This window comes from Sphingomonas sp. AP28, from assembly GCF_056680455.1.
Genome location: NZ_CM155283.1, coordinates 3,656,356 through 3,678,047, shown reverse-complemented (window position 1 = coordinate 3,678,047; position 21,692 = coordinate 3,656,356). Strand labels below are relative to the sequence as shown.

23 protein-coding genes are annotated in these 21,692 nt (G+C 64.0%); 12 read left to right on the top strand and 11 right to left on the bottom strand.

Annotated elements, in window-relative coordinates:
• Nucleotides 1–55: 55 nt before the first annotated feature.
• Nucleotides 56–1,336, bottom strand: a complete 1,281-nt coding sequence (gene eno, locus AC1MH0_RS16950; protein WP_277983995.1) for a phosphopyruvate hydratase — start codon at nucleotides 1,334–1,336, stop codon at nucleotides 56–58.
• Nucleotides 1,337–1,511: 175 nt separating this feature from the next.
• Here eno and AC1MH0_RS16945 point away from each other — a divergent pair, with 175 nt between their 5' ends.
• The 5 genes from AC1MH0_RS16945 to AC1MH0_RS16925 all read left to right on the top strand — a co-directional run bounded on the left by AC1MH0_RS16945 (nucleotide 1,512) and on the right by AC1MH0_RS16925 (nucleotide 3,484).
• Nucleotides 1,512–2,000 (top strand): hypothetical protein, encoded by a 489-nt coding sequence (locus AC1MH0_RS16945; protein ID WP_056062308.1) that lies wholly within the window; start codon nucleotides 1,512–1,514, stop codon nucleotides 1,998–2,000.
• Nucleotides 2,001–2,004: 4 nt separating this feature from the next.
• Complete coding sequence (locus tag AC1MH0_RS16940) at nucleotides 2,005–2,358, top strand: phage holin family protein (RefSeq protein ID WP_235529837.1); 354 nt, start codon at nucleotides 2,005–2,007, stop codon at nucleotides 2,356–2,358.
• Nucleotides 2,355–2,627: a DUF3618 domain-containing protein gene (locus AC1MH0_RS16935; protein WP_480963725.1), complete on the top strand. Its 273-nt coding sequence runs from the start codon at nucleotides 2,355–2,357 to the stop codon at nucleotides 2,625–2,627. Before AC1MH0_RS16940 ends, AC1MH0_RS16935 begins: the two co-directional genes overlap by 4 nt.
• A gap of 85 nt (nucleotides 2,628–2,712) precedes the next feature.
• On the top strand, nucleotides 2,713–3,192 hold the full coding sequence (locus tag AC1MH0_RS16930) for a hypothetical protein (RefSeq protein ID WP_480963724.1): 480 nt from the start codon (nucleotides 2,713–2,715) through the stop codon (nucleotides 3,190–3,192).
• A gap of 64 nt (nucleotides 3,193–3,256) precedes the next feature.
• Entirely contained in the window at nucleotides 3,257–3,484 is a 228-nt protein-coding gene (locus AC1MH0_RS16925) for a DUF4170 domain-containing protein (RefSeq protein ID WP_056051043.1), read from the top strand.
• Nucleotides 3,485–3,861: 377 nt separating this feature from the next.
• Here AC1MH0_RS16925 and AC1MH0_RS16920 read toward each other — a convergent pair whose 3' ends face one another.
• The 5 genes from AC1MH0_RS16920 to carA form a co-directional block, all read right to left on the bottom strand.
• Nucleotides 3,862–4,512: a rhomboid family intramembrane serine protease gene (locus AC1MH0_RS16920; RefSeq protein ID WP_480963723.1), complete on the bottom strand. Its 651-nt coding sequence runs from the start codon at nucleotides 4,510–4,512 to the stop codon at nucleotides 3,862–3,864.
• A gap of 5 nt (nucleotides 4,513–4,517) precedes the next feature.
• The gene (greA, locus tag AC1MH0_RS16915) at nucleotides 4,518–4,994 is read right to left on the bottom strand and encodes a transcription elongation factor GreA (RefSeq protein ID WP_056052861.1); all 477 of its coding nucleotides are present in this window, start codon (nucleotides 4,992–4,994) and stop codon (nucleotides 4,518–4,520) included.
• 75 nt (nucleotides 4,995–5,069) lie between these two features.
• Complete coding sequence (gene carB, locus AC1MH0_RS16910) at nucleotides 5,070–8,402, bottom strand: carbamoyl-phosphate synthase large subunit (RefSeq protein ID WP_060526860.1); 3,333 nt, start codon at nucleotides 8,400–8,402, stop codon at nucleotides 5,070–5,072.
• Nucleotides 8,402–9,124: a hypothetical protein gene (locus AC1MH0_RS16905; protein WP_480963722.1), complete on the bottom strand. Its 723-nt coding sequence runs from the start codon at nucleotides 9,122–9,124 to the stop codon at nucleotides 8,402–8,404. The genes carB and AC1MH0_RS16905 overlap by 1 nt, the downstream gene beginning before the upstream one ends.
• Nucleotides 9,125–9,134: 10 nt before the next feature.
• Nucleotides 9,135–10,430 carry a glutamine-hydrolyzing carbamoyl-phosphate synthase small subunit gene (gene carA, locus AC1MH0_RS16900; protein ID WP_480963721.1) on the bottom strand — a complete coding sequence of 432 codons (1,296 nt, stop codon included), beginning with the start codon at nucleotides 10,428–10,430 and terminating at the stop codon, nucleotides 9,135–9,137.
• Nucleotides 10,431–10,571: 141 nt separating this feature from the next.
• On the opposite strand from carA, the gene AC1MH0_RS16895 reads away from it, so the two are divergent.
• The 6 genes from AC1MH0_RS16895 to AC1MH0_RS16870 all read left to right on the top strand — a co-directional run bounded on the left by AC1MH0_RS16895 (nucleotide 10,572) and on the right by AC1MH0_RS16870 (nucleotide 17,212).
• On the top strand, nucleotides 10,572–11,024 hold the full coding sequence (locus tag AC1MH0_RS16895) for a GatB/YqeY domain-containing protein (protein ID WP_480963720.1): 453 nt from the start codon (nucleotides 10,572–10,574) through the stop codon (nucleotides 11,022–11,024).
• A 57-nt stretch (nucleotides 11,025–11,081) separates the two neighbouring features.
• Nucleotides 11,082–11,507, top strand: a complete 426-nt coding sequence (locus AC1MH0_RS16890; protein WP_480963719.1) for an endonuclease domain-containing protein — start codon at nucleotides 11,082–11,084, stop codon at nucleotides 11,505–11,507.
• Complete coding sequence (dnaG, locus tag AC1MH0_RS16885; RefSeq protein WP_480963718.1) at nucleotides 11,508–13,370, top strand: DNA primase; 1,863 nt, start codon at nucleotides 11,508–11,510, stop codon at nucleotides 13,368–13,370.
• The gene (gene rpoD / locus AC1MH0_RS16880; protein WP_056051057.1) at nucleotides 13,370–15,397 is read left to right on the top strand and encodes an RNA polymerase sigma factor RpoD; all 2,028 of its coding nucleotides are present in this window, start codon (nucleotides 13,370–13,372) and stop codon (nucleotides 15,395–15,397) included. The genes dnaG and rpoD overlap by 1 nt, the downstream gene beginning before the upstream one ends.
• A 234-nt stretch (nucleotides 15,398–15,631) precedes the next feature.
• A complete protein-coding gene (locus tag AC1MH0_RS16875) occupies nucleotides 15,632–16,474 on the top strand; it encodes a hypothetical protein (protein WP_480963717.1) in 843 nt (280 codons plus the stop codon).
• Nucleotides 16,475–16,672: 198 nt separating this feature from the next.
• Nucleotides 16,673–17,212, top strand: a complete 540-nt coding sequence (locus tag AC1MH0_RS16870; RefSeq protein WP_333922920.1) for a pseudouridine synthase — start codon at nucleotides 16,673–16,675, stop codon at nucleotides 17,210–17,212.
• A 989-nt stretch (nucleotides 17,213–18,201) separates the two neighbouring features.
• On the opposite strand, the gene rplS is transcribed toward AC1MH0_RS16870, so the two are convergent.
• Nucleotides 18,202–18,594 (bottom strand): 50S ribosomal protein L19, encoded by a 393-nt coding sequence (gene rplS, locus AC1MH0_RS16865; protein WP_031395442.1) that lies wholly within the window; start codon nucleotides 18,592–18,594, stop codon nucleotides 18,202–18,204.
• Nucleotides 18,591–19,322, bottom strand: coding sequence for a tRNA (guanosine(37)-N1)-methyltransferase TrmD (trmD, locus tag AC1MH0_RS16860; protein ID WP_480963716.1), 732 nt, complete (start codon nucleotides 19,320–19,322; stop codon nucleotides 18,591–18,593). The genes rplS and trmD overlap by 4 nt, the downstream gene beginning before the upstream one ends.
• A 108-nt stretch (nucleotides 19,323–19,430) precedes the next feature.
• On the opposite strand from trmD, the gene AC1MH0_RS16855 reads away from it, so the two are divergent.
• On the top strand, nucleotides 19,431–20,336 hold the full coding sequence (locus AC1MH0_RS16855) for an NAD(P)/FAD-dependent oxidoreductase (protein ID WP_480963715.1): 906 nt from the start codon (nucleotides 19,431–19,433) through the stop codon (nucleotides 20,334–20,336).
• 27 nt (nucleotides 20,337–20,363) lie between these two features.
• Here AC1MH0_RS16855 and rimM read toward each other — a convergent pair whose 3' ends face one another.
• The 3 genes from rimM to rpsP form a co-directional block, all read right to left on the bottom strand.
• Nucleotides 20,364–20,864, bottom strand: coding sequence for a ribosome maturation factor RimM (rimM, locus tag AC1MH0_RS16850; RefSeq protein WP_121904105.1), 501 nt, complete (start codon nucleotides 20,862–20,864; stop codon nucleotides 20,364–20,366).
• A complete protein-coding gene (locus tag AC1MH0_RS16845) occupies nucleotides 20,842–20,982 on the bottom strand; it encodes a hypothetical protein (protein WP_165895105.1) in 141 nt (46 codons plus the stop codon). The genes rimM and AC1MH0_RS16845 overlap by 23 nt, the downstream gene beginning before the upstream one ends.
• Nucleotides 20,983–21,225: 243 nt before the next feature.
• Nucleotides 21,226–21,651 carry a 30S ribosomal protein S16 gene (gene rpsP / locus AC1MH0_RS16840; RefSeq protein ID WP_056051069.1) on the bottom strand — a complete coding sequence of 142 codons (426 nt, stop codon included), beginning with the start codon at nucleotides 21,649–21,651 and terminating at the stop codon, nucleotides 21,226–21,228.
• Nucleotides 21,652–21,692 lie beyond the last annotated feature (41 nt).

Genomic DNA, 21,692 nt, shown 5'->3' with positions numbered 1-21,692 from the left:
TGGGTCCCCGCCTCCGCGGGAATGACGAGAGTTAGATGTCGAAAGGGCTATACCCTCAGCCCCCAATCAGGATGTCGCGACCGGCATAGCGCGCGGCATCACCCAGCTCTTCCTCGATCCGGATCAGCTGGTTGTACTTCGCCAACCGGTCCGACCGCGCCAGGCTGCCCGTCTTGATCTGACCGCAGTTGGTGGCGACCGCCAGATCGGCGATCGTCGCATCCTCGGTCTCGCCCGAACGATGCGACATCACGGCCGTATACTTCGCCCGCTGTGCCATCGACACCGCCTCCAGCGTCTCGGTCAGCGTGCCGATCTGGTTTACCTTCACCAGCAGCGAGTTCGCGATACCCTGGTCGATCCCGCGCTTCAGACGCTTCGGGTTGGTCACGAACAGATCGTCGCCGACAAGCTGGACCTTGTCGCCGATCAGGTCGGTGAGCGTCTTCCAGCCCTCCCAATCGTCCTCGCCCATGCCGTCCTCGATCGAGAAGATCGGGTAGCGGCGCGTCAGGTCCGCCAGATATTCCGCCATCTCGGCGCTCTCGAGGATCCGGCCCTCGCCCGAGATGTCGTACCTGCCGTTCTTGTAGAACTCGGTCGCCGCGCAATCGAGCGCGAGCATCACGTCCTCGCCCGGCTTGTACCCTGCCTTCTCGATGCTCGACATGATGAAGTCGAGCGCCTCGGTGGTGCTGCCGATGTTCGGTGCGAAGCCGCCCTCGTCGCCGACGCTGGTCGACAGGCCCTTCTCGCTCAGGCCCTTCTTCAGCGTGTGGAAGATCTCCGAGCCGCAACGCACCGCCTCGAGGATGTTCGACGCGCCGACCGGCACGACCATGAACTCCTGGAAGTCGATCGGGTTGTCGGCATGCTCGCCGCCGTTGATGATGTTCATCATCGGCACCGGCAGCAGATGCGCCTGCACGCCGCCGACATAGCGGTACAGCGGCAAGCCACGTGCTTCGGCCGCCGCCTTGGCGACGGCGAGGCTGACGCCGAGGATCGCGTTCGCGCCCAGCCGGCCCTTGTTCTCGGTACCGTCGAGTTCGATCATTGCGCGATCGAGGTCCGACTGGTCCTCCGCGTCCATGCCGAGCACCGTGTCGGTGATCTCGTCGTTGACCGCATCGACCGCACCGTCGACGCCCTTGCCACCCCAGCGGGTCTTGTCGCCGTCACGACGCTCGACCGCCTCGTGTGCGCCGGTCGAGGCGCCCGACGGCACGGCAGCGCGGCCGAAGCTGCCGTCTTCGAGCAGCACGTCGACCTCGACGGTCGGATTGCCGCGGCTGTCGAGGATCTGGCGTGCATGAAGGTCGATGATTGCGGTCACGTAACGATGCTCCTACAAATCCCGGTGCCGGGTCGTTCGCGCCGCCTCTACCGTCTCACGCCATATCGGGCAATCGCGCGGACATCCGAGAATAGTGTCGTGCAATCGCGCGACGGTTCGGGAACCGTGCTCCAACGACGGTGTTGAGGGCGTAACAATTCTGAAAGGGACCGTCATGGCCGACTCCAGCGTAAACGACACCGTCAACGACCTGAAAACGACCGCGAACGAGGTCGGGACCGAGCTCAGCAAGACGATCGATAACGGCGATGTCTCGGCCAAGGCCGGCGACGCGAAGCAGGCGATCAAGGACGGTGCGAACAAGTACACCGCGCAGGCGACCGACAAGGTCCGCACCTTCGCCGAGGACGGCAAGGCGCGCGCGAGCGGCGCTCTGGAGCAGGTCGCACAGTTGCTGACCGACGCCGCAGGCCAAGTCGATGAGAAGCTCGGCTCACAGTACGGCGGCTATGCCCGCAGCGCCGCCGACAGCGTTTCGGGGTTCGCCGACCAGGTGAAGGCGAAGGATATCGACGAGCTGTTCGACGACGCACGCGAGCTCGTGCGGAAATCGCCGGCCATCGCCGTGGGTGCAGCAGCCGCCATCGGCTTCGTCGTCGCGCGACTGGTGCAGTCGGGCGTCGATGCCAACTCGAAGGTCTGACGTTTTGGTCGATCCACTGACGTTCGCGACCGGCGAGGACGAGAGCCTCGTGTCGATCGTCGGTCGCCTGGCGACCGAGACGAAGAGTCTCGCGACCGCGGAAGTCGCTGTCTACAAGGCGAAGTTCGGCGAGACCGCGAGCGCGTACAAGTCGGCCGCGATGTTCTTTGCGGTCGCCGGCGTGCTGGCTTTGGCCGCACTGATCGCACTGCTGGTCGGTGCGATCTTGACGGTGGCGACGCTGGTGGGGCCAGGATGGGCGACCGCCATCGTCGTGGTGGCCGTCCTCGCAGTGGCGGCGATCCTGGCGATGATCGGCAAGTCGAAGCTTCAGACGAAGAGCGAGCCCGTATCATGACATCCGCCAAAGTCGCCGCCGCAGAGATCGAATCGGCCCTCGCCCGCCAGCGTGTCATGATGACGCTCGGGCAGTTGCAGGACCGGCTCAATCCGCGAAAGCTCGCGCTGAACGCTAGCCGCGACGTCGCCGATGCCGGCACCGCCGCGCTCAGCGCCAGCGTCGAGACCGTGAAGCGCAATCCGGGGCCGACCGCGGGGTTTGCTGCAGTCGCCGGACTGTTCTTCGCGCGCCACCGGATCGTCGGACTGTTCCGCCGCGGGCGCTAACGCCTTGAAACCTTGAAGTCCCGGCTCGCGTTGAACCCTCATTGCATTGAACGGCGAGCAGCTTGCCACCAGAAGGACATTTTCCATGACCGACGCAAAGACCACCGCCAACGAAGCCGCCCACGAGACCGAGAGCCGTCTCCGCGAAGGCCTCGACACCGTCCGCGAGACCGCGTCGAAGGTCTATCACGACGCCGGCGACAAGGCCTCCGAGGTTCTCGAAGTCTCGCGCGAGAAGACTAAGCGTGTCGTCAACAATCTCGAATCCAACCCGCTCGGCATCCTCGTCGGCGGTCTGGCCGTAGGCGCGCTCGTCGGTGCGCTGCTCCCGCGTTCCGCGCGTGAGAAGGAACTGCTCGCCCCCGTCGGCAAGCGCCTCAGCGAGACGCTCGTCGCGGCGACTGCGGCGGCGAAGGACGCAGGCCGCTCGGAACTCGGCGAACTCGGCCTGACCAAGGACAATGCACGCGACCAGGCGAAGGGCTTGCTAGAGGGTATCGTCAAGGCCGTCACGACGGCCGGTACCGCAGGTGCGAAGGCGGTTTCGCAAAAGCCTGTAGCCTAAGGGTTCAAACCGCGGGTCGAACACGCTAGGGAGGCGGCAACCCCCTCCCTAGGAAAGCAAGCGCATGAGCAAGCTCCACCTCGTATTCGGCGGCCGCGTCAGCGACCCGCGCACCCTGGATTTCAACGATCTGAGCAAGATCGAATTCGTCGGCGTATTCCCCGACTATGCCAGCGCCGAGAAGGCCTGGCGTGCTGCGGCGCAGCGTACCGTCGACGACGCCGAGATGAAGTTCGTGGTGGTGCACCTGCACCGCATGCTCGAGCCAAACTTGGGCGCGACCGTAGCATAGCAGCCGCCACCCACCGTCATTCCCGCGGAGGCGGGAACCCATACTGGCTAACGTAGCGACCTGATCGCAACGAAATAGGTTATGGATCCCCGCCTCCGCGGGCATGACGGATTTGACAGTACCTCTCTGACCATCAATTTCGCATGAAACGGCCCTCTCCCGTTCGGGAGAGGGAGAGACGCAAATGGCGCCCCCCCTTTTCCGTTCGCGCTGAGTAGAGACCGAGTAGGCTCGAAGAGCCGTATCGAGGGCTCGATCGAAGCACAAGCCCCGAGTGCCCACCCATCCTTCGATACGCCGCTTCGACAGGCTCAGCAGCTACTCAGGACGAACGGGGTGTGCGGGTATCGAGTGGCGGTAGTTAGGATCCGGCAGGCTCAAGCGGCCCGGTAATGCCAAAGCAACAAAGGCCGAGCCAACACCAGCCCCGCCAAAAACCCCCCGATATGCGCACCAATAGCAATCGGCCCGCTAGCCCCGACCGAAGCCCCAAACCCAGCCAGCCCCATCAGCAACTGGATCCCGATCCAAGCCGCAGCCAGCCACACGACATGCACGACCCCAGCCGGCACCGGCCCGATCGCCCGCGCCCGCCGCTCGCCATACAAAAGCGCATAAGCCCCAACGACCGCCGAAATGGCCCCGGAAGCGCCAATCATCGGCGCAGTGGACTCAGGCCCGAACGCCCAATGCCCCGCCGCCGCCACATACGCGCCCAGCACATACAGAACGACCAACCCGACCGTCCCCAGCGCCTTCTCGACGAACTGCCCGCAATACACCAGCATCACGAGGTTCAGTGCGATGTGCGCCCAGCCCCCATGGATCAACGTCGCGGTCAGCGGCGTCGCCCAGGACGGCACGACGAACATGTGCTCGCTCGGAATACCGAGATCGGTCATCCGCAACGGGATGAACCCGGCATTCACCGCCCAGTAGCCAAGCGACCCGCTCAGCACCAGGAATCCCGAGACGATGACCGTCACGATCGTGATGATCGCCGTCGCCCGCGTCTCGAAGAATTGCATAAGGCTCAGATGAACTCGATCTTGGAGACGACGTAGTAACGCTCGCCAGCCGGCACCGTGACCTCGACCTCTTCGTCGAGCTTGCGCCCGATCAGCCCGCGACCCAGCGGCGAATTGTACGAGATCCGCCCCGTCTTCGCGTTAGCCTCGGTCTGGCCGACGATCTGATACTTCACCGGCTTGTCGTTCTCGTCGAGCAGCGTCACCGTCGCGCCGAACACGACCTTGTCGCCCGACAGGTCCTTCGGATCGATGATCTGGGCACGCGACAGCTTGTCCTCGATGTCCGAGATCGATGCCTCGACCTGGCCCTGACGCTCCTTCGCGGCATGATATTCCGCGTTCTCGCTCAGGTCGCCGTGCGCGCGCGCCTCTTCGATCGCGTCGACGATCGTCGGACGTTCGGCTTTCAGGCGCTTCAGATCCGCGCTCAGCGTCTCATAGCCTTCCTGCAGCATCGGCATCTTTTCGACGGTCGCCATCATCTCGTCCCCAAATCCATTTCCCCGCGCGAGGCCCTGTACCAGCCCCGCCCACACATCATTCTCATGTCGGGATCAGTCGTGCGACTGCGAATAATAGGATTGCAGCGGCCGTACTTCAAGGCTGTGCGTCGAAAGCTTGGCGATCGCCTTCGCCGCCTCGAGCGAAGCGGGCGCGGTCGTGAAGTACGGAATACGCTGGCCGAGCGCCGAAGCCCGGATCGGCTGCGAGTCCTTCAGGCTCTGCCACCCCTCGGTGGTGTTGAAGATCAGCGCGATATCGCCGTCCTTGATCCGGTCGACGATATGCGGTCGACCCTGCGCCACCTTGTTGACCTTCTCGACCGGCAACCCGGCAAGCGCGAGGTGATCCGCCGTCCCACCGGTCGCGACGATCGAGAAACCGGTGTCGACCAGAGCCTTCACCGCTTCGACGATCATCGCCTTATCGCCGTCCTTAACGCTGACGAAGACATTGCCCTTGGTCGGCAGGATCGTCCCCGCGCCGAGCTGAGCCTTGGCGAACGCAATCGTGAAATCGGGATCGATTCCCATGACTTCGCCGGTCGACTTCATTTCCGGTGACAGCACCGGATCGACGCCGGGGAATTTGTTGAAGGGGAACACCGCCTCCTTCACCGCATAATAGTCGATATGCCGGTCGATCTTCGGCAAATTGACCAGCTTCTCGCCCGCCATCACCCGCGCCGCGATCTTGGCGATCGGCGCACCGATCGCCTTGGCGACGAACGGCACGGTCCGCGACGCACGCGGGTTGACCTCGATGAGGTAGACCAGGCCATCCTTCACCGCGAACTGGATGTTCATCAGCCCGACCACCGACAAGGCATGCGCGAGCGCCACCGTCTGCCGCTCGATCTCGGCGATGATCTCCGCCGACAGCGAGTAAGGCGGGATCGAGCACGCAGAGTCGCCCGAATGGACGCCCGCTTCCTCGATATGCTGCAGCACGCCCGCGACCACCACGTCGGTGCCGTCGCAGATCGCGTCGACATCGACCTCGATCGCATCGCGCAGATACTGGTCGATCAGCACCGGCGAGTCACCCGACACCTGCACTGCGGTCGCGATGTAATGCTCGAGCTGCCCGATCGTATCGACGATCTCCATCGCCCGCCCGCCGAGCACGTACGAAGGCCGCATCAGCACCGGATAGCCGATCCGCTCCGCCGCCGCGACCGCCTCGTCCCGGCTCCGCGCGAGGCCATTGGCCGGCTGCAACAGCCCGAGCTTAGTGATCAGCGCCGCGAACCGCTCGCGGTCCTCCGCCAGATCGATCGCATCCGGCGTCGTCCCCAGGATCGGAATGCCCGCAGCCTCGAGCGCTCGCGCAAGGTTCAGCGGAGTCTGCCCGCCGAACTGCACGATCACGCCCACCAGCGTGCCGTTCTGCTGCTCGACATGCAGGATCTCCAGCACGTCCTCCGCGGTCAGCGGCTCGAAATACAGCCGGTCCGACGTGTCGTAATCGGTCGACACCGTCTCCGGGTTGCAGTTGACCATGATCGTCTCATAGCCCGCATCCGCCAGCGCGAAGCACGCATGGCAGCAGCAATAATCGAACTCGATCCCCTGCCCGATCCGGTTCGGCCCGCCGCCCAGGATCACGATCTTCTTGCGGTCGGTCGGCTCGGACTCGTTCTCGGGCTCGCCGAAGCTCGGCGCCTCGTAGGTCGAGTACATATACGGCGTCTTCGCATCGAATTCGGCCGCGCACGTATCGATCCGCTTGAACACCGGCCGCACGCCGAGCTTCAGTCGATGCTGCCGCACCTCCTCCTCGGTCACGCCGCCGGTCATCGCCTTGACGACCTCGTGAATCAGCCCCGAGCCGCGCGCGATCCCGCGGTTCATGCCGCGCAGGTTGGCGGATTGCAGCGCCAGCCACGCGAGCCGCTTGTCGCTGAACCCCATGCTCTTCAGGCGGCGCATGCCGGGCGCGTCGATCGGCAAGCCGTCCTTCATCACCTCGGCCTCGGCCGCGATGATCTCGGCGATCCGCTCCAGGAACCACGGATCGTACTTGGCGATCGCATGCACCTCGGCGACCGTGAAGCCCTCGCGCAACGCTTGAGCCGCGACCAGCAACCGGTCCGGCGTCGCGACGGCCAGCGCCGCCTCGATTTCCGCGCGCGGCGCACCGACCAGATGATCGACCTGGTTGAACCCCGACAACCCCGTCTCGAGCCCACGCAATGCCTTCTGCATCGATTCGTGGATGTTGCGACCGATCGCCATCACCTCGCCGACCGACTTCATCGCGGTGCCGAGCGTGTTCGACGCGCCCTTGAACTTCTCGAACGCAAACCGCGGAATCTTCGTGACGACGTAATCGATCGTCGGCTCGAATGCGGCGGGCGTGGCGCCGGTGATGTCGTTCTCGATCTCGTCGAGCGTATAGCCGACCGCCAGCTTCGCCGCGACCTTCGCGATCGGGAAGCCGGTCGCCTTGGACGCCAGCGCGGACGAGCGCGAAACGCGCGGGTTCATCTCGATGACGACCAGCCGGCCGTCCTTCGGATTGACTGCGAACTGGACGTTCGAACCACCTGTCTCGACACCGATTTCGCGCAACACCGCGATCGATGCGTTGCGCATGATCTGGTATTCCTTGTCGGTCAGCGTCAGCGCCGGCGCGACCGTGATCGAGTCGCCGGTGTGGACGCCCATCGGATCGACATTCTCGATCGAGCAGATGATGATCGCGTTGTCGTTGCGATCGCGCACCACCTCCATCTCGTATTCTTTCCAGCCGAGCAGCGATTCCTCGATCAGCACCTCGGTGGTCGGCGACAGATCGAGCCCGTTGCGGACGATCGCGATGAATTCCTCGCGGTTATACGCGATGCCGCCGCCCGAGCCGCCCATCGTGAAGCTCGGCCGGATGATCGACGGAAGCCCCGTCTTCTCAAGGCCTTCGAGCGCTTCCTCGACAGTATGGGCGATCGCCGAGCGCGCGCTTTCCAGCCCGATCCGGTCCATCGCGTCGCGGAACTTCAGCCGGTCCTCCGCCATGTCGATCGCATCGGCATCCGCCCCGATCATCGTCACGCCGAACTTCTCGAGCGTACCGTCATGGAACAGCGCGAGCGCGGTATTCAGCGCGGTCTGCCCGCCCATCGTCGGCAGGATCGCGTCCGGGCGCTCCTTCTCGATGATCTTGGCGACGATCGCGGGCGTGATCGGCTCGACATAGGTCGCGTCGGCCAGCTCGGGATCGGTCATGATCGTGGCGGGGTTCGAATTGACGAGGACGATACGATAGCCCTCCTCCTTCAACGCCTTGATCGCCTGCGTGCCCGAATAATCGAACTCGCACGCCTGGCCGATGACGATGGGTCCTGCGCCGATGACGAGGATCGAGGAGATGTCGGTGCGTTTTGGCATTAGTGAGCCGCCGTAGAAAAGAGAGCGATGATCGAAACGAAAAGCGATGCAATACCGGCCAGCGAATTGGCCTTACCTATTATCGCCCATATTAATTCAAATGGAGGATCGGGCGCTTCCGACAGAACTTTGGCAGCGATGATATAAGCTCGCGCCTGCGCCCTTATCTCCTGACTAGCAGAAATAGATCCGAGGCGTTCCTCCGCAAGAGCTAGCTCCCTTATCAGGGTACTCTGTCGTTCTTCCGACAAAGTGAAATCGCTTTGGAGGCCGGTCCATAATGCGCTGTCAATGGATATAGATTCCGCCGCTTCGTCGCTTTCCTCGCCTAAAACAGCTAGCCGATCTTCCACTGATTCCAGTGCCTCGTGAAGGTAATCTGATCCAATATCAGAAAACGCCTCGAGAAATGGATAGGCCTTATTATTGCCGAAGCCCTGCCCGGTGGAATAGGCCCGAATATCAAACGCACCCTGCTTCATGGCATCATCAAATTTTACCGCATCGACTTTGTAGTAGGTTTGCATACCTGGTCTGACATAGCGGTTTAGCGCACCAATATTTTCCAGTATTTCGATCGCCGACGTAAATGTTTCTTCGGAATACGGAAGATTGAACGCGTCCCGTGCATCTTTTCCTATAAAGTAAAACGGTCCCGATTTGGCCTGCTTAGGTTCCCGCCGAACATACTCAATAACGCAAGCTGCGTAGATTTCGTTCAAGTCTTCCATTTCAACTGAGCATGCCCACGAACCGCTCGAACAGATACAGGCTATCCTGCGGACCCGGACTCGCTTCCGGATGATACTGCACAGAGAACGCCGGCTTGTCGGTCAGTTCCAGCCCTGCGTTCGACCCGTCGAACAACGACACATGCGTCTCGCGGACGTTCGCCGGCAGGCTGTCGCGCTCGACTGCGAAGCCGTGGTTCATGCTGGTGATCTCGACCGCGCCGTCGGACAGACGCTTGACCGGGTGGTTGGCGCCGCGGTGTCCCTGGAACATCTTGGTCGTGGTCGCGCCGACCGCGAGGCCGAGCAGCTGGTGGCCGAGGCAGATGCCGAACAGCGGCTTGCCCGTCTCCAGCAGCTGGCGGATCACCGGCACCGCGTATTCGGCGGTCGCGGCGGGATCGCCGGGGCCGTTCGACAGGAAGATGCCGTCGGGGGCGAGCGCCATCACGTCGTCGAAGCTGGCGGTGGCGCTGACGACGGAGACTTTCGCGCCGGCCTCGACGAGGTTGCGGAAGATGTTGCGCTTCGAGCCGTAATCGATCGCGACGACGTGAGGCCGGGCCTTCTGCTCCCCTCCCGCATCGCGGGAGGGGTTGGGGGAGGGCATGGCCTCAGGCGGGGTCGGCGCTGATTGGTCAGCCCCTCCCCCGACCCCTCCCGTGAGCGGAGCAGAAGCACCCTCTCCTGCTTGCGAGCTGTCCCCGTAGCCGAAGCCCAGCTTCCAGACACCGCCGGGAGCATCCTCACCCCAGCCATAATGCATCTCGGTCGATACGTCCTTGGCGAGGTCCATGCCCTCAAGCCCCGGCCACGCGCGCGCCATCGCCAGCAACGCCGCCACGTCGAACTCGCCACTCGCCGAATGCGCGATCACGCCATTCGGCGCGCCCGCTACCCGGATCCGCCGCGTCAGCGCACGCGTGTCGACCCCCGAAAGGCCGATCCGCGCATGCCGCTTCATCCAGCCATCCAGTCCCTCGACCGCGCGAAAACTCGACGGCTTCGTCACGTCCTCGCGGACGATAATGCCGAGCGCGTGCGGGTCGTCCGCCTCGACGTCGTCGGGGTTCGCGCCGACATTGCCGATGTGCGGGAAGGTGAAGCAGATCATCTGCCCGGCGAAGGACGGGTCGGTCAGCACCTCCTGATAGCCGGTCATCGCGGTGTGGAAGCACACTTCGCCGACCGCACTGCCTTCTGCGCCGAACCCGCGACCCCAGATCACGTCGCCATTGGCGAGCACGAGGACGCCAGTTGCTCCGGCAGGCATGGCTATAGGCTGGGCGTCGGCCATCAGGCTGGGCACTCTCTTTACGTTGACGATGTCGCTAAGTGGTGTCCGCTAAGGCCGGCGTGCCGCAGCGTCAATCTGTTAAACGGACGGCGGACGCGCTATCCCGTCGGGCTACGCACGAACCACCTGAAAGACCAGTACATGATTCGCGACGACATCAAGGCTGCGCAGCTGACCGCCATGAAGGCCGGCGACAAGCAGAGCCGCAACGCTATCTCGTTGATCCAGGCCGCGATCAAGAACCGCGACATCGAGGCACGCACCGGCAAGGCGCCCGAGAGCGACGACGCGCTGGTGGTCGAAGTGCTCCAGAAGATGGTCAAGCAGCGCCGCGAGTCGATCGAGATGTTCTCGAAGGGCGGCCGCCAGGAGCTCGCCGATGCGGAGGCGGCGGAGGTCGCGGTGATCGAACGCTTCCTCCCCCAGCAGATGAGCGAGGCGGAAACGACGGCCGCGATCGAGGCGATCAAGGCGGAATTCGGCGCGACCGGCATGAAGGACATGGGCCGCGTGATGGCGGAACTGAAGGCACGCCACTCCAGCGAGCTGGACATGAGCAAGGCGAGCGGCCTGGTAAAGGCGGCGCTGTCGTAAATGGATAAGGGCGAGCCCCTTCTTCCTCCCCTCCCGCAAGCGGGAGGGGACCGAGGGGTGGGCCCGCGCCATCGTCTGGACCGACCAACCGAGAGGGCGCGAGACCTCCGCAACGACACGACGAATGCCGAGCAGATGCTATGGCGGCAGTTGAAGGGCTCCAGGCTGCAGGATCTCAAGTTCGGCCGTCAACTGCCGATCGCCGGGTATTTCGCCGACTTCGTATGCCGCTCGCACAAGCTGATCGTCGAACTCGACGGCAGCCAGCATGTCGAAGGCCAACCCCATGACGACGCCCGCACGAAGCAGCTCGAAGCCGCGGGCTACCGCGTCGTTCGCTTCTGGAACAACGATCTGACCTCGAACATGCCCGGCGTGCTGGAAACCATTCTGAACGCTGCGATCGGAACCGAGCGCGTGCCCACCCCCCAGCCCCCTCCCGCAAGCGGGCGGGGGAGCTCTGTCGTGGGCGGGGCGAGTTAGATGGCCCTAACCCCACAATTCCTCGACGAACTCCGCGGCCGCACCTCGCTCTCGGCGCTCGTCGGCAAGACCACCAAGCTCACCAAGGCCGGGCGCGAGCACAAGGGCTGCTGCCCGTTCCACAACGAGAAGACCCCCAGCTTCTACGTCAACGACGACAAGGGCTTCTACCACTGCTTCGGTTGCTCCGCGCACGGCGACGCGATCAAGTGGATGACCGACCAGCGCGGCCTCCCCTTCATGGATGCGGTCAAGGAGCTCGCCCAGGCCGCCGGGATGGACATGCCCGCGATGGACCGCCAGTCCGCCGCCAAGGCCGAGCGCGCCAAGGGCCTGCACGAGGTCATGTCCGACGCCGCCGACTGGTTCACCGAGCAGCTCAACGGCCTCCCCGGCACCGAAGCCCGCGCCCTCCTCGACCGCCGCGGGATCAGGCCCGAGACGGCGCGCGCGTTCGGCATGGGGTTCGCCCCCGACAGCCGCGGCAAGCTCAAGACCGCGCTGAAGGACTACGGCGACCCTATGCTGGTCGAGTCCGGCATGCTCATCTCGGTCGAGGGCAAGGACCCGTACGACCGGTTCCGCGGCCGCCTGATGATCCCGATCCGCGACCCCCGCGGGCGGACGATCGCGTTCGGCGGGCGCGTGCTCGACGGCGGCGAGCCCAAATACCTCAACTCCCCCGACACCCCGCTCTTCGACAAGGGCCGCACGCTCTACAATCTCGACAAGGCCGCCCCCGCCTCGCGCAAATCCGGCCGCGTGCTGGTGGTCGAGGGCTATATGGATGTCATCGCGCTCGCCCAGGCCGGCTTCGGCGAAGCGGTCGCCCCGCTCGGCACGGCCCTCACCGAAGCACAACTCGAACGACTGTGGCGGATGGTCGACGTCCCCCTGCTCTGCTTCGACGGCGACGGCGCCGGCCAGAAGGCGTCGCTCCGAGCCGCCCACCGCGCGCTCCCGCTACTGGCGCCCGGCCGCAGCCTCGCCTTCGTCACGCTCCCGCAAGGCCAGGACCCCGACGACCTCGTCCGCGCCGGCGGCCCCGGGGCGTTCGAGGCGTTGCTGAAAACCCCCGAACAGCTCGTCGACCGGCTCTGGGCGTCCGAAGTCGCCGCCGAGGCGCTCGACACCCCCGAACAGCGCGCCGGCCTCAAGCGCCGCCTCCACGAACTCGCGGAAGGCATCGCCGACCCGTCGGTGAAGCAGCAATACCACGCCGAGTTCAAGAACCGCTTCTACGAGCACTTCAAACCCGTCCGCGCTCCCTTCGTCCCCCGCGGCGAGCGCCCCAAAGGCGGCTGGAAGCCCCCCGCCGCGCCCGTCACCGAAGACGCGAAGGCCTTCCTCGCCACCGGCATCGACCGCGTCTTGGCGAAGGCGGTGCTCGCCGGCCTGATCCGCCACCCGGTCGAGATCGCGCGCCACATGGAGGTGCTCGGCTCCCTCCAAATGATCGACGGTGCGCTCGGGCGATTGTTCGAAGCGGTCGTAGATGTTGCACTTGAGGACCAGAAGCTTGATAGCGGGCGCTTGCTCACCATATTGGCGAGGTCCGGTTTCAATTCAGTCGCGAGTGACCTGTTGAGAGCCGATACGATGCCCTATTCGTTCACGCAGACCACGGCCGATCCAGCCCGCGTCCGTGCCGACCTCGACGAGGCGATCGCGATCATGGTCGCCCGCCCTGAGGTAGACGCGGCACTCAAGCAGGCGACCGCGGCGATGCAGACGCACTTCACCGAAGATGCGTTCGAACGACAAGTGGCTATGGTAAGAGAGAAACAGGCGTTGGAAGTCCGACTTGCAAATCTTGTACAGTCGAACGAAGACGCCCGAGCGTTGGGTACCGAGGGCGATTGATGGCTAAGGCGAACATGGCGGAACCCGCCGAGACGAACGAAACCGGCGATGCGCCGCTGATCGACATGAACGATGCGTCGATCAAGAAGGTCATCGCGCGCGCCAAGAAGCGCGGCTACATCACCTATGAGCAGCTCAACGAAGCGCTGCCGCAGGGCGAGATGTCGTCCGACCAGATCGAGGACATCAGCGCCGCGCTGAGCGAGATGGGCATCAACATCGTCGAGAATGACGAAGCTGGCGAGGACGGCGAGACCGAGCCCGCCAAGGATGACGAGGACGAGCCGGAGGCCGCCGACGCGGATGCCGACACAGGCCCCGCGATCGAAAAGAAGAAAGAGACCATCGATCGCACCGACGATCCGGTCCGCATGTACCTGCGCGAGATGGGCGCGGTCGAGCTGCTCAGCCGCGAGGGCGAGATCGCGATCGCCAAGCGTATCGAGGCGGGTCGCGACACGATGATCCTCGGTCTCTGCGAATCGCCGATCACCTTCAACGCGATCATCGACTGGTCGACCGCGCTGAACGAGGGCACGATGCAGCTGCGCGAGATCATGGATCTCGACGCGATGCTGTCGAAGGACCCCGCGCCGGAAGCGATGGCCGAGGACGGCGAAGCCGACGACGGCGAGATCAGCGAGAAGAACGCAGGCCCCTCGTTCAAGGAAGAGGCCGAGCCCGAAGAGCCGTCCGCCGACGAGGACGAGGACGGCGAGCGCCGTGCTCCCCGCGCATCGGACGACGAGGAGGAGGACAACACCCTCAGCCTCGCGCAGATGGAGGAACAGCTCAAGCCGATCGCGCTCGAGCGGTTCGCCAGTATCACCGCGCTCTACAAGAAGTTCAGCAAGATTCAGCAGTCGCGCGTCGACGCGATGGGCATCGGCGGCGATTTCTCGGCTGCCGACGAGCGTAAATACCAGAAGCTGCGCGAGGAGCTCACGGCGGAAGTCGAGAGCGTCCAGTTCCACAACGCCAAGATCGAATATCTGGTCGATCAGCTCTATGCCTATAACCGTCGCCTGACCGCGCTGGGCGGCCAGATGCTGCGCCTTGCCGAGCGCCACAAGGTGCCGCGCAAGGACTTCCTCGATCGCTATATCGGTCATGAGATCGACGAGAACTGGCTGACGACGGTCAACAAGGTCGACAAGAAGTGGACCGCGTTCGTCGCGAACGAGGGCGAAGCGGTCGAGCGCATTCGCGCCGAGATCGCCGACATCACGCAGCAGACCGGCATGGCGCTCACCGAGTTCCGCCGGATCGTCAACATGGTCCAGAAGGGCGAGCGCGAGGCGCGCATCGCCAAGAAGGAGATGGTCGAGGCGAACCTGCGGCTGGTGATCTCGATCGCCAAGAAATACACGAACCGCGGCCTGCAGTTCCTGGATCTCATCCAGGAGGGCAATATCGGCCTGATGAAGGCGGTCGACAAGTTCGAGTATCGCCGCGGCTACAAGTTCAGCACGTACGCGACGTGGTGGATCCGCCAGGCGATCACCCGCTCGATCGCGGATCAGGCGCGGACCATCCGCATCCCGGTCCACATGATCGAGACGATCAACAAGCTGGTTCGCACCAGCCGCCAGTTCCTCCACGAGCAGGGCCGCGAGCCGACCCCGGAGGAGATGGCCGAGCGCCTCTCCATGCCGCTGGAGAAGGTGCGCAAGGTGATGAAGATCGCCAAGGAGCCGATCAGCCTCGAAACGCCGATCGGCGACGAGGAAGATTCGCATCTCGGCGACTTCATCGAGGACAAGAACGCGATCATCCCGGTGGATGCCGCGATCCAGGCGAACTTGAAGGAGACGGTCACGCGGGTGCTGGCGTCGCTGACACCGCGTGAGGAGCGCGTGCTGCGCATGCGCTTCGGCATCGGCATGAACACCGATCACACGCTTGAGGAAGTCGGCCAGCAATTCTCGGTGACTCGCGAGCGCATCCGCCAGATCGAGGCGAAGGCGCTGCGGAAGCTGAAGCATCCGTCGCGTAGCCGCAAGATGCGGAGCTTCCTCGACCAGTAAGGGTTGGGGATTGCTGATCGAACGAACGGGCCGCGGTGGAAACACTGCGGCCCTTTTAATTTTACGACTTATTTCACGTACTGAGCGCCCACCCTCCACGGAACTCAAAGTTCGAGACATACGATCCGCCCAGATCGTTACGTCTGCCTTGTCCACCGCCATGATAACAGGGCAATAACACCCTTGTTCTTCGGCTGTAAATGCGGTCTGCTATCGCAATTGGCAGGAGGCTATGTGAAGCAGACTTGTTTCGTAATTCAGGTTTTCGACGGTGGCACTTACGACCGCCGATATGAAGAGACATTTGCACCCGCTATCACTGCCGGCGGTGCCTCGGCCGTGCGAGCAGATCGAATTCTTGGCAGCAAACCGATTATCGAAAAGATCGAAGGTGCGTTGCGCGAAGCGACGGTCGCATTCGCTGAAATCTCAGAAAATAATCCGAACGTGTTTATTGAACTCGGGTACGCACTCGATATCGGCATCCCGCTGGTGATGGTCTGTGACAAAGCAAAACGCCCAACATTACCTTTTGATATCGGCCATCGCCCGGTGATTTTCTACAAAACGGATACGGCCGGCGATTTCCAAAAACTCCAAGAAGAGATTGAAATAGCGATCTCTGCGGCACTTATCGACGCGTCTAATCGCGTTCCAATATCTGAGCCAATGCTGCCAGCCATTGTCCGAGATACGCCAAGCGACGCGCTTAAGGACAAGCTGATGCTTGAGGTTCTGGAAGCCGAGACCGGCGACAGTATGGGAATTTCGGCCTACAGCCTTACGCGGTCACTTGCGAATGACGGATACTCGAATGGACTGGCAAGCCTGGCGATTTTGGCACTGATCAAAGATGCCTTGATAGTCAAAAATGAAGGTCAGGATCGAGACGGCGATCCTTATGTGTCCTATTCGTTGACGGAACCGGGGCGGGATCGACTCTTAGAACGCTACGCAGAGATCAAGCGATCTGAGGAAGAGCATAGGCGAAGCCCAGCACTGCCGACGAAGGTGGGAGGAAGCTTCGGTTCGGTTGGGGGTTTCTCTGACGACTTAGACGACGACGTGCCATTCTAACGAGGAAAGTCGGCCCTTATCCGGCGGGCGGCTGCACAATCTGATCCTCCCCTGTAAGGGGAGGTGGCGCGAAGCGACGGAGGGGTGACGCCCTATCGTGAGCGGGTCACCCCTCCGTCAGCGCTGTGCGCTGCCACCTCCCCTTGCAGGGGAGGAATTACGGTCGAACCCCATCGCCAATCCCTCTAAAGCCCCGCCATGCCCCGCGTAATCCTGTTCAACAAACCGTATGACGTCCTCAGCCAGTTCACCGACGTGAACAGTCCGACCCCGCGCGCGACGCTGTCGCAGTTCGTCGATGTGCCGGGCGTCTATCCGGCGGGGCGGCTCGACCGCGATAGCGAAGGGCTGTTGCTGCTGACCGACGACGGTCGCCTCCAGGCGCGGATCGCGGACCCGAAGTTCAAGCTGGCCAAGACCTATCTCGTGCAGGTCGAGGGCGATGCCGGCGAGGACGCGCTCGATCGGTTACGGGGCGGCGTCCTGCTGAAGGACGGCCCTGCCCGCGCCGACGTCGAGCGGATCGCCGCGCCCGACCTCTGGCCGCGCGTGCCACCGATCCGGGTCCGCGCGAGTATCCCCGATTGCTGGCTGAAGATAACGATCCGCGAAGGCCGCAACCGCCAAGTCCGCCGCATGACCGCCGCGATCGACCACCCCACGCTGCGGCTGGTCCGGTGGAGCATCGGCGACTGGACCGTGGCGGGTCTGGAGCCCGGCACGTGGCGCGACGCCTGACGGGGGCTTGAGGCGGGCTGACGGGTGCCTGCGGGCCACCTTAGACGCGTATGCCCCACAGGTACGCCCTTCCGGCGGCAGCGTTCGTGATTACAAGCGGAACGCTCCCCACCCACGCCGTCATCCTGACGAAAGTCAGGACCCAGAGCCAAGCAGCGCGGCGTTCGTGATCCTGGGCCCTGACTTTCGTCAGGATGACGGAGAAGGGCATGTTCACGCGAAGGCGCTAAGGCGCGAAGAGAAGCAGCTTATTTAGCGCACTTGCCCGGTCTTCTCTTCGCGCCTTCGCGCCTTCGCGTGAATCCATTCCTTGAGCTGCGCTCCGTGGCGCAATGTGATCATAAGTCCCGAGGAGAGGGCTCCCCGCCCGCGCGGGGATGTCAATGCGTTGCGTGACGCGCCGAAATTGCATGGTGCCACGACGAAAACTCCCTCCTCTTCAGGGGAGGGTCGGGGTGGGGCATGTCCGCGCGAGCGCGCTCAGTGTGGCATTGCTTCGCCTAGTCCAAGCAGGCGGCATTCGAGTCCGCCAGCAAGACGTGTTTCCCCGCGAAGGCGGGGACCCAGACTGGGCTCCCGCCTTCGCGGGAGAACAAAATAGCGGGCGGGAGAACAAGGAAGCGGCAGTCGGTCTGCGCACGACCGCGCGTCCATATCCGACCCGACAACCTCCCCCGACGCCCCGAAGGACGGAGAAACGCGCAGACACCACGGCCGCCGCCGGCCGACGTGCTAATCCGCTGTCCTACACGCACCTCGGAGCGCAACCTTGGCCGATGCCCCACCCCACCTATCCCGCATGCAGCACCTCGGCCCAGAACGCCCCTATCCGACCCCATATCGGGGGATGTGCAGAACGCTGTGAGACTGTGAACTTCGTGCACTTCCGCACTGCAGCATCGCCGCAAGACACTGATTTCAGGCGCACAACGAAAAAGGGCGCGGGGACCATCGCCCCCGCGCCCTTCTCCAACTCCAGCAGGCTCCGATTACTCGGCGGCTGCAGTGCCCTTGGCAGGGCGCATGTCGCGACGCTCGGCGATACGCGCTGCCTTGCCGGTGCGGCCACGCAGGTAATACAGCTTGGCGCGACGCACGGCGCCCTTGCGGACGACTTCGATCGAATCGACGTTCGGCGAGTAGAGCGGGAAGACGCGCTCGACGCCCTCGCCGAAGCTCATCTTACGCACGGTGAAGTTCGAGCCCATGCCCTTGTTCGAGCGCGCGATGCACACGCCCTCGTAGTTCTGAATACGCGTGCGCTCGCCTTCGACGACCTTCACGCCGACCTTGAGCGTGTCGCCGGGGCGGAAATCGGGGATCGTCTTGTTGGCCAGGAACTTCGCGATGTTCTCGGCTTCGATCGTCTGCAACAGGTTCATGTCTCGTCCTCGTGTCGCTGCGCGCCAGAGGGCGACTGGACCCGAACGCCCTCATGGCGCTCCCAAAGGTCCGGTCGCCGTGACCGTGTATCGATCTCTGCGCGGCGTTTGCGCCATGCAGCGATCTTCGCATGATCCCCCGATCGCAGCACCTGCGGGATCGTGCGCCCTTCCCAAATCTGAGGTCGGGTATAGTGTGGATATTCGAGCAGCCCCGTTTCGAAGCTCTCGTCATCCCCACTAGAAGCCGCGCCCATTACGCCGGGCAGCAGCCGAATGCAAGCATCGAGCAGCACCAGCGCGCCCATCTCGCCCCCCGACAGGATGTAGTCGCCGATCGAGACCTCCTCGATCTCCCGCGCCTCGAACAGCCGTTCGTCGAACCCCTCGAACCGGCCACAGAGAATGGTGACGCCAGGGCCCTTGGCGAGCTCCCGAACCCGCTCCTGGGTAAGCGGCTTCCCCCGAGGCGTCATCGCCAGCACCGGCCGCCCATCCGCAACGCTGTCGATCGCCGAAGCCACCACGTCGGCCCGGAGCACCATCCCAGCCCCGCCCCCCGCCGGCGTATCGTCCACCGACTTGTGCTTGTCCGTCGCAAAGTCGCGGATCTGCACCGGCGAGCAGGACCACCGCCCCTCCCCGAGCGCCCGCCCCGCAAGAGACGTCCCCAGCGGCCCCGGAAACATCTCCGGATACAGCGTCAATATCGTGGCAGCGAAAGTCACAGCGTCCAATTCTCTATGCGTTTGCGCCAGCGTGCGGCGCCGAATGCGCCCAGCACTTATACGGATCGGCGCAGTGGAACAATTACGCTGGCGAAACGCTCGCGGCGAATGGACGATTGCATCATCATCGGCGCCGGCCCGGCGGGCCTCACCGCAGCCATCTATCTCGCGCGCTTCCACCTCTCGATCCGCCTGTTCGATTGCGGCAGCAGCCGCGCCGCGCTTATCCCCTGCACGCATAATCATGCGGGCTATCCAGAAGGCATCCGCGGCACGGACCTGCTAGCCCGGATGCTGGCACAGGCGGATCATTACGGTGCAGTGCGCGAGGGCGTGCGGGTAGATGCGATCGAGGTGGAGGACGAAGGCTTCACCGTACGGCTCGGCGACCGACGCGCGCGGGCCCGGAGCGTGCTGCTCGCCACCGGGGTCGTGAACAACCGTCCGGACATGCCCGACGCGATCCACGACGAAGCGCTGGAGGCCGGGTTGCTCCGCTACTGCCCGATCTGCGACGGCTATGAGGTCACCGACAAGCGCGTCGGCATCATCGGCACCGGCGACCACGGCATGCGCGAGGCGCTGTTTCTGCGCGGCTACACAAAGGACGTGACGCTGATCGCGCCCGAAGGCGGCCACGATCTCGATCCGGCATGCGAGACGGCACTCGACGATGCCGGGATCGTCCGCGTCGGAGGCCCCTGCGGCAACTACGCAATCGAGGCAGATAAGCTCGCACTCGACACGGTCGACGGACGGTTATCGTTCGACAGCATCTATCCGGCGCTCGGATCGGTTATCCGTTCGGAACTAGCCGTCGCGGCGGGTGCGCGCGCGTCTGAGGACGGTTGCCTGGAAGTCGACTCGCACCAGCGCACGTCGATCCCCGGCCTGTTCGCAGCGGGCGACGTGGTGAAGGGCCTCGACCAGATCAGCCACGCGATGGGAGAAGCCGGCGTCGCCGCCACGACGATCCGAAACATGCTCGCCGAGCAGAGTCCACTTCGGCGGTAATCGCTACTCAACTTGGGAGAACAAGGCTCACTCAGCCGCGAACGAAGCCTCTACGATAAGCCGGTCGGCATCCCATTCGGGAACGGCCTCGGGCCGCATCGGTATCATGAACCGCTTGCCGGGCTTGTCATCCACGGACGGCCGCTCGATCTCGATCACGTCACCCGCACCGAAATTATCGATTGCAACGACCCGTCCGATCGCCTCGCCATCGGTCGAGACAACATCGAGACCGATCACATCCGTGTGATAATACTCACCGTCTTCCAGCGGCGGCAGCGAAGACCGCGGCACAGTCAGCTCGGTTCCGCGCATCGCCTCGGCAGCGTTGCGATCGGCGACCTCGGCGAAGCGCGCGATCATGCCGTTGTTACCGTTACGAGCGGACTTCAGCGACAGCGCGCCATTGTTGAAACTCTTATAGCTGCCGAAATTCTCGGCGAAGACCTTCAGCCGCACTTCGCCACCGATGCCGTGCGCACCGATGACGACGGCGAGCGTCACGTCAGCCTTGCGCGGAGCCTTCATCGCGACCGGGAGTGTCGTCGGAGCCTTCGGCGGGGTCGTCGGCGGAGACGCCTTGGTTGGTGGCATCTTCGATGTCCTCGGGTGCGGGGGCTGTGCGGGGGTCGGTTTCGGGGGCCATCATGCGCTCCTGTTCGGGGTTACCGATTGAGAGAACGCATGAAGTCCGGATCGGGTGCGGTTAGCGACCCGCGGTTGGAGCGGGAGATGCATCCCGCGCCAACGTCACCCCGGACCTGTTCCGGGGTCCACCGTTCCGCGTACCCAGTCTATCGGGTCCGCGGACGGGTGGATGCCGGAACGAGCCCGGCATGACGGAGAGGGGTAGGACGATCACGCCCTGCCCCTCTCCAGGAGCGCTGTCTTACGAAGCGGCTTCTTCGGTCTCGGCAGGAGCAGCCTCTGCCTCGGCAGCAGGTGCCGCCTTCGCAGCAGCTTCGGCCTCGGCAGCTTCAGCCGCCTTGGTCGCACGCTCTTCAGCGCGCTCGGTGGCCTTCTCGCCGGGCTTGCCCTTGTTCGGGTTGTTGCGCGCCGAACGCTCGAGCACGCCAGCCTGGTCGAGGAAGCGCGCGACGCGGTCGGTCGGCTGCGCGCCGACGCTCAGCCAATGCTTTGCGCGATCGGCGTCGAGCTGGACGCGCTGCTCGTTGTCCTTGGCGAGGAGCGGGTTGTAGTTGCCGATCTTCTCGATGAAGCGGCCATCACGCGGCGAACGCGCATCGGCAACGACGATCTTGTAGTAGGGACGCTTCTTGGAGCCACCGCGCGCGAGGCGAATGTTGATTGCCATGATATTTTCCTTCGTTTTCTAGATAGATCCCCGAGCAAAGC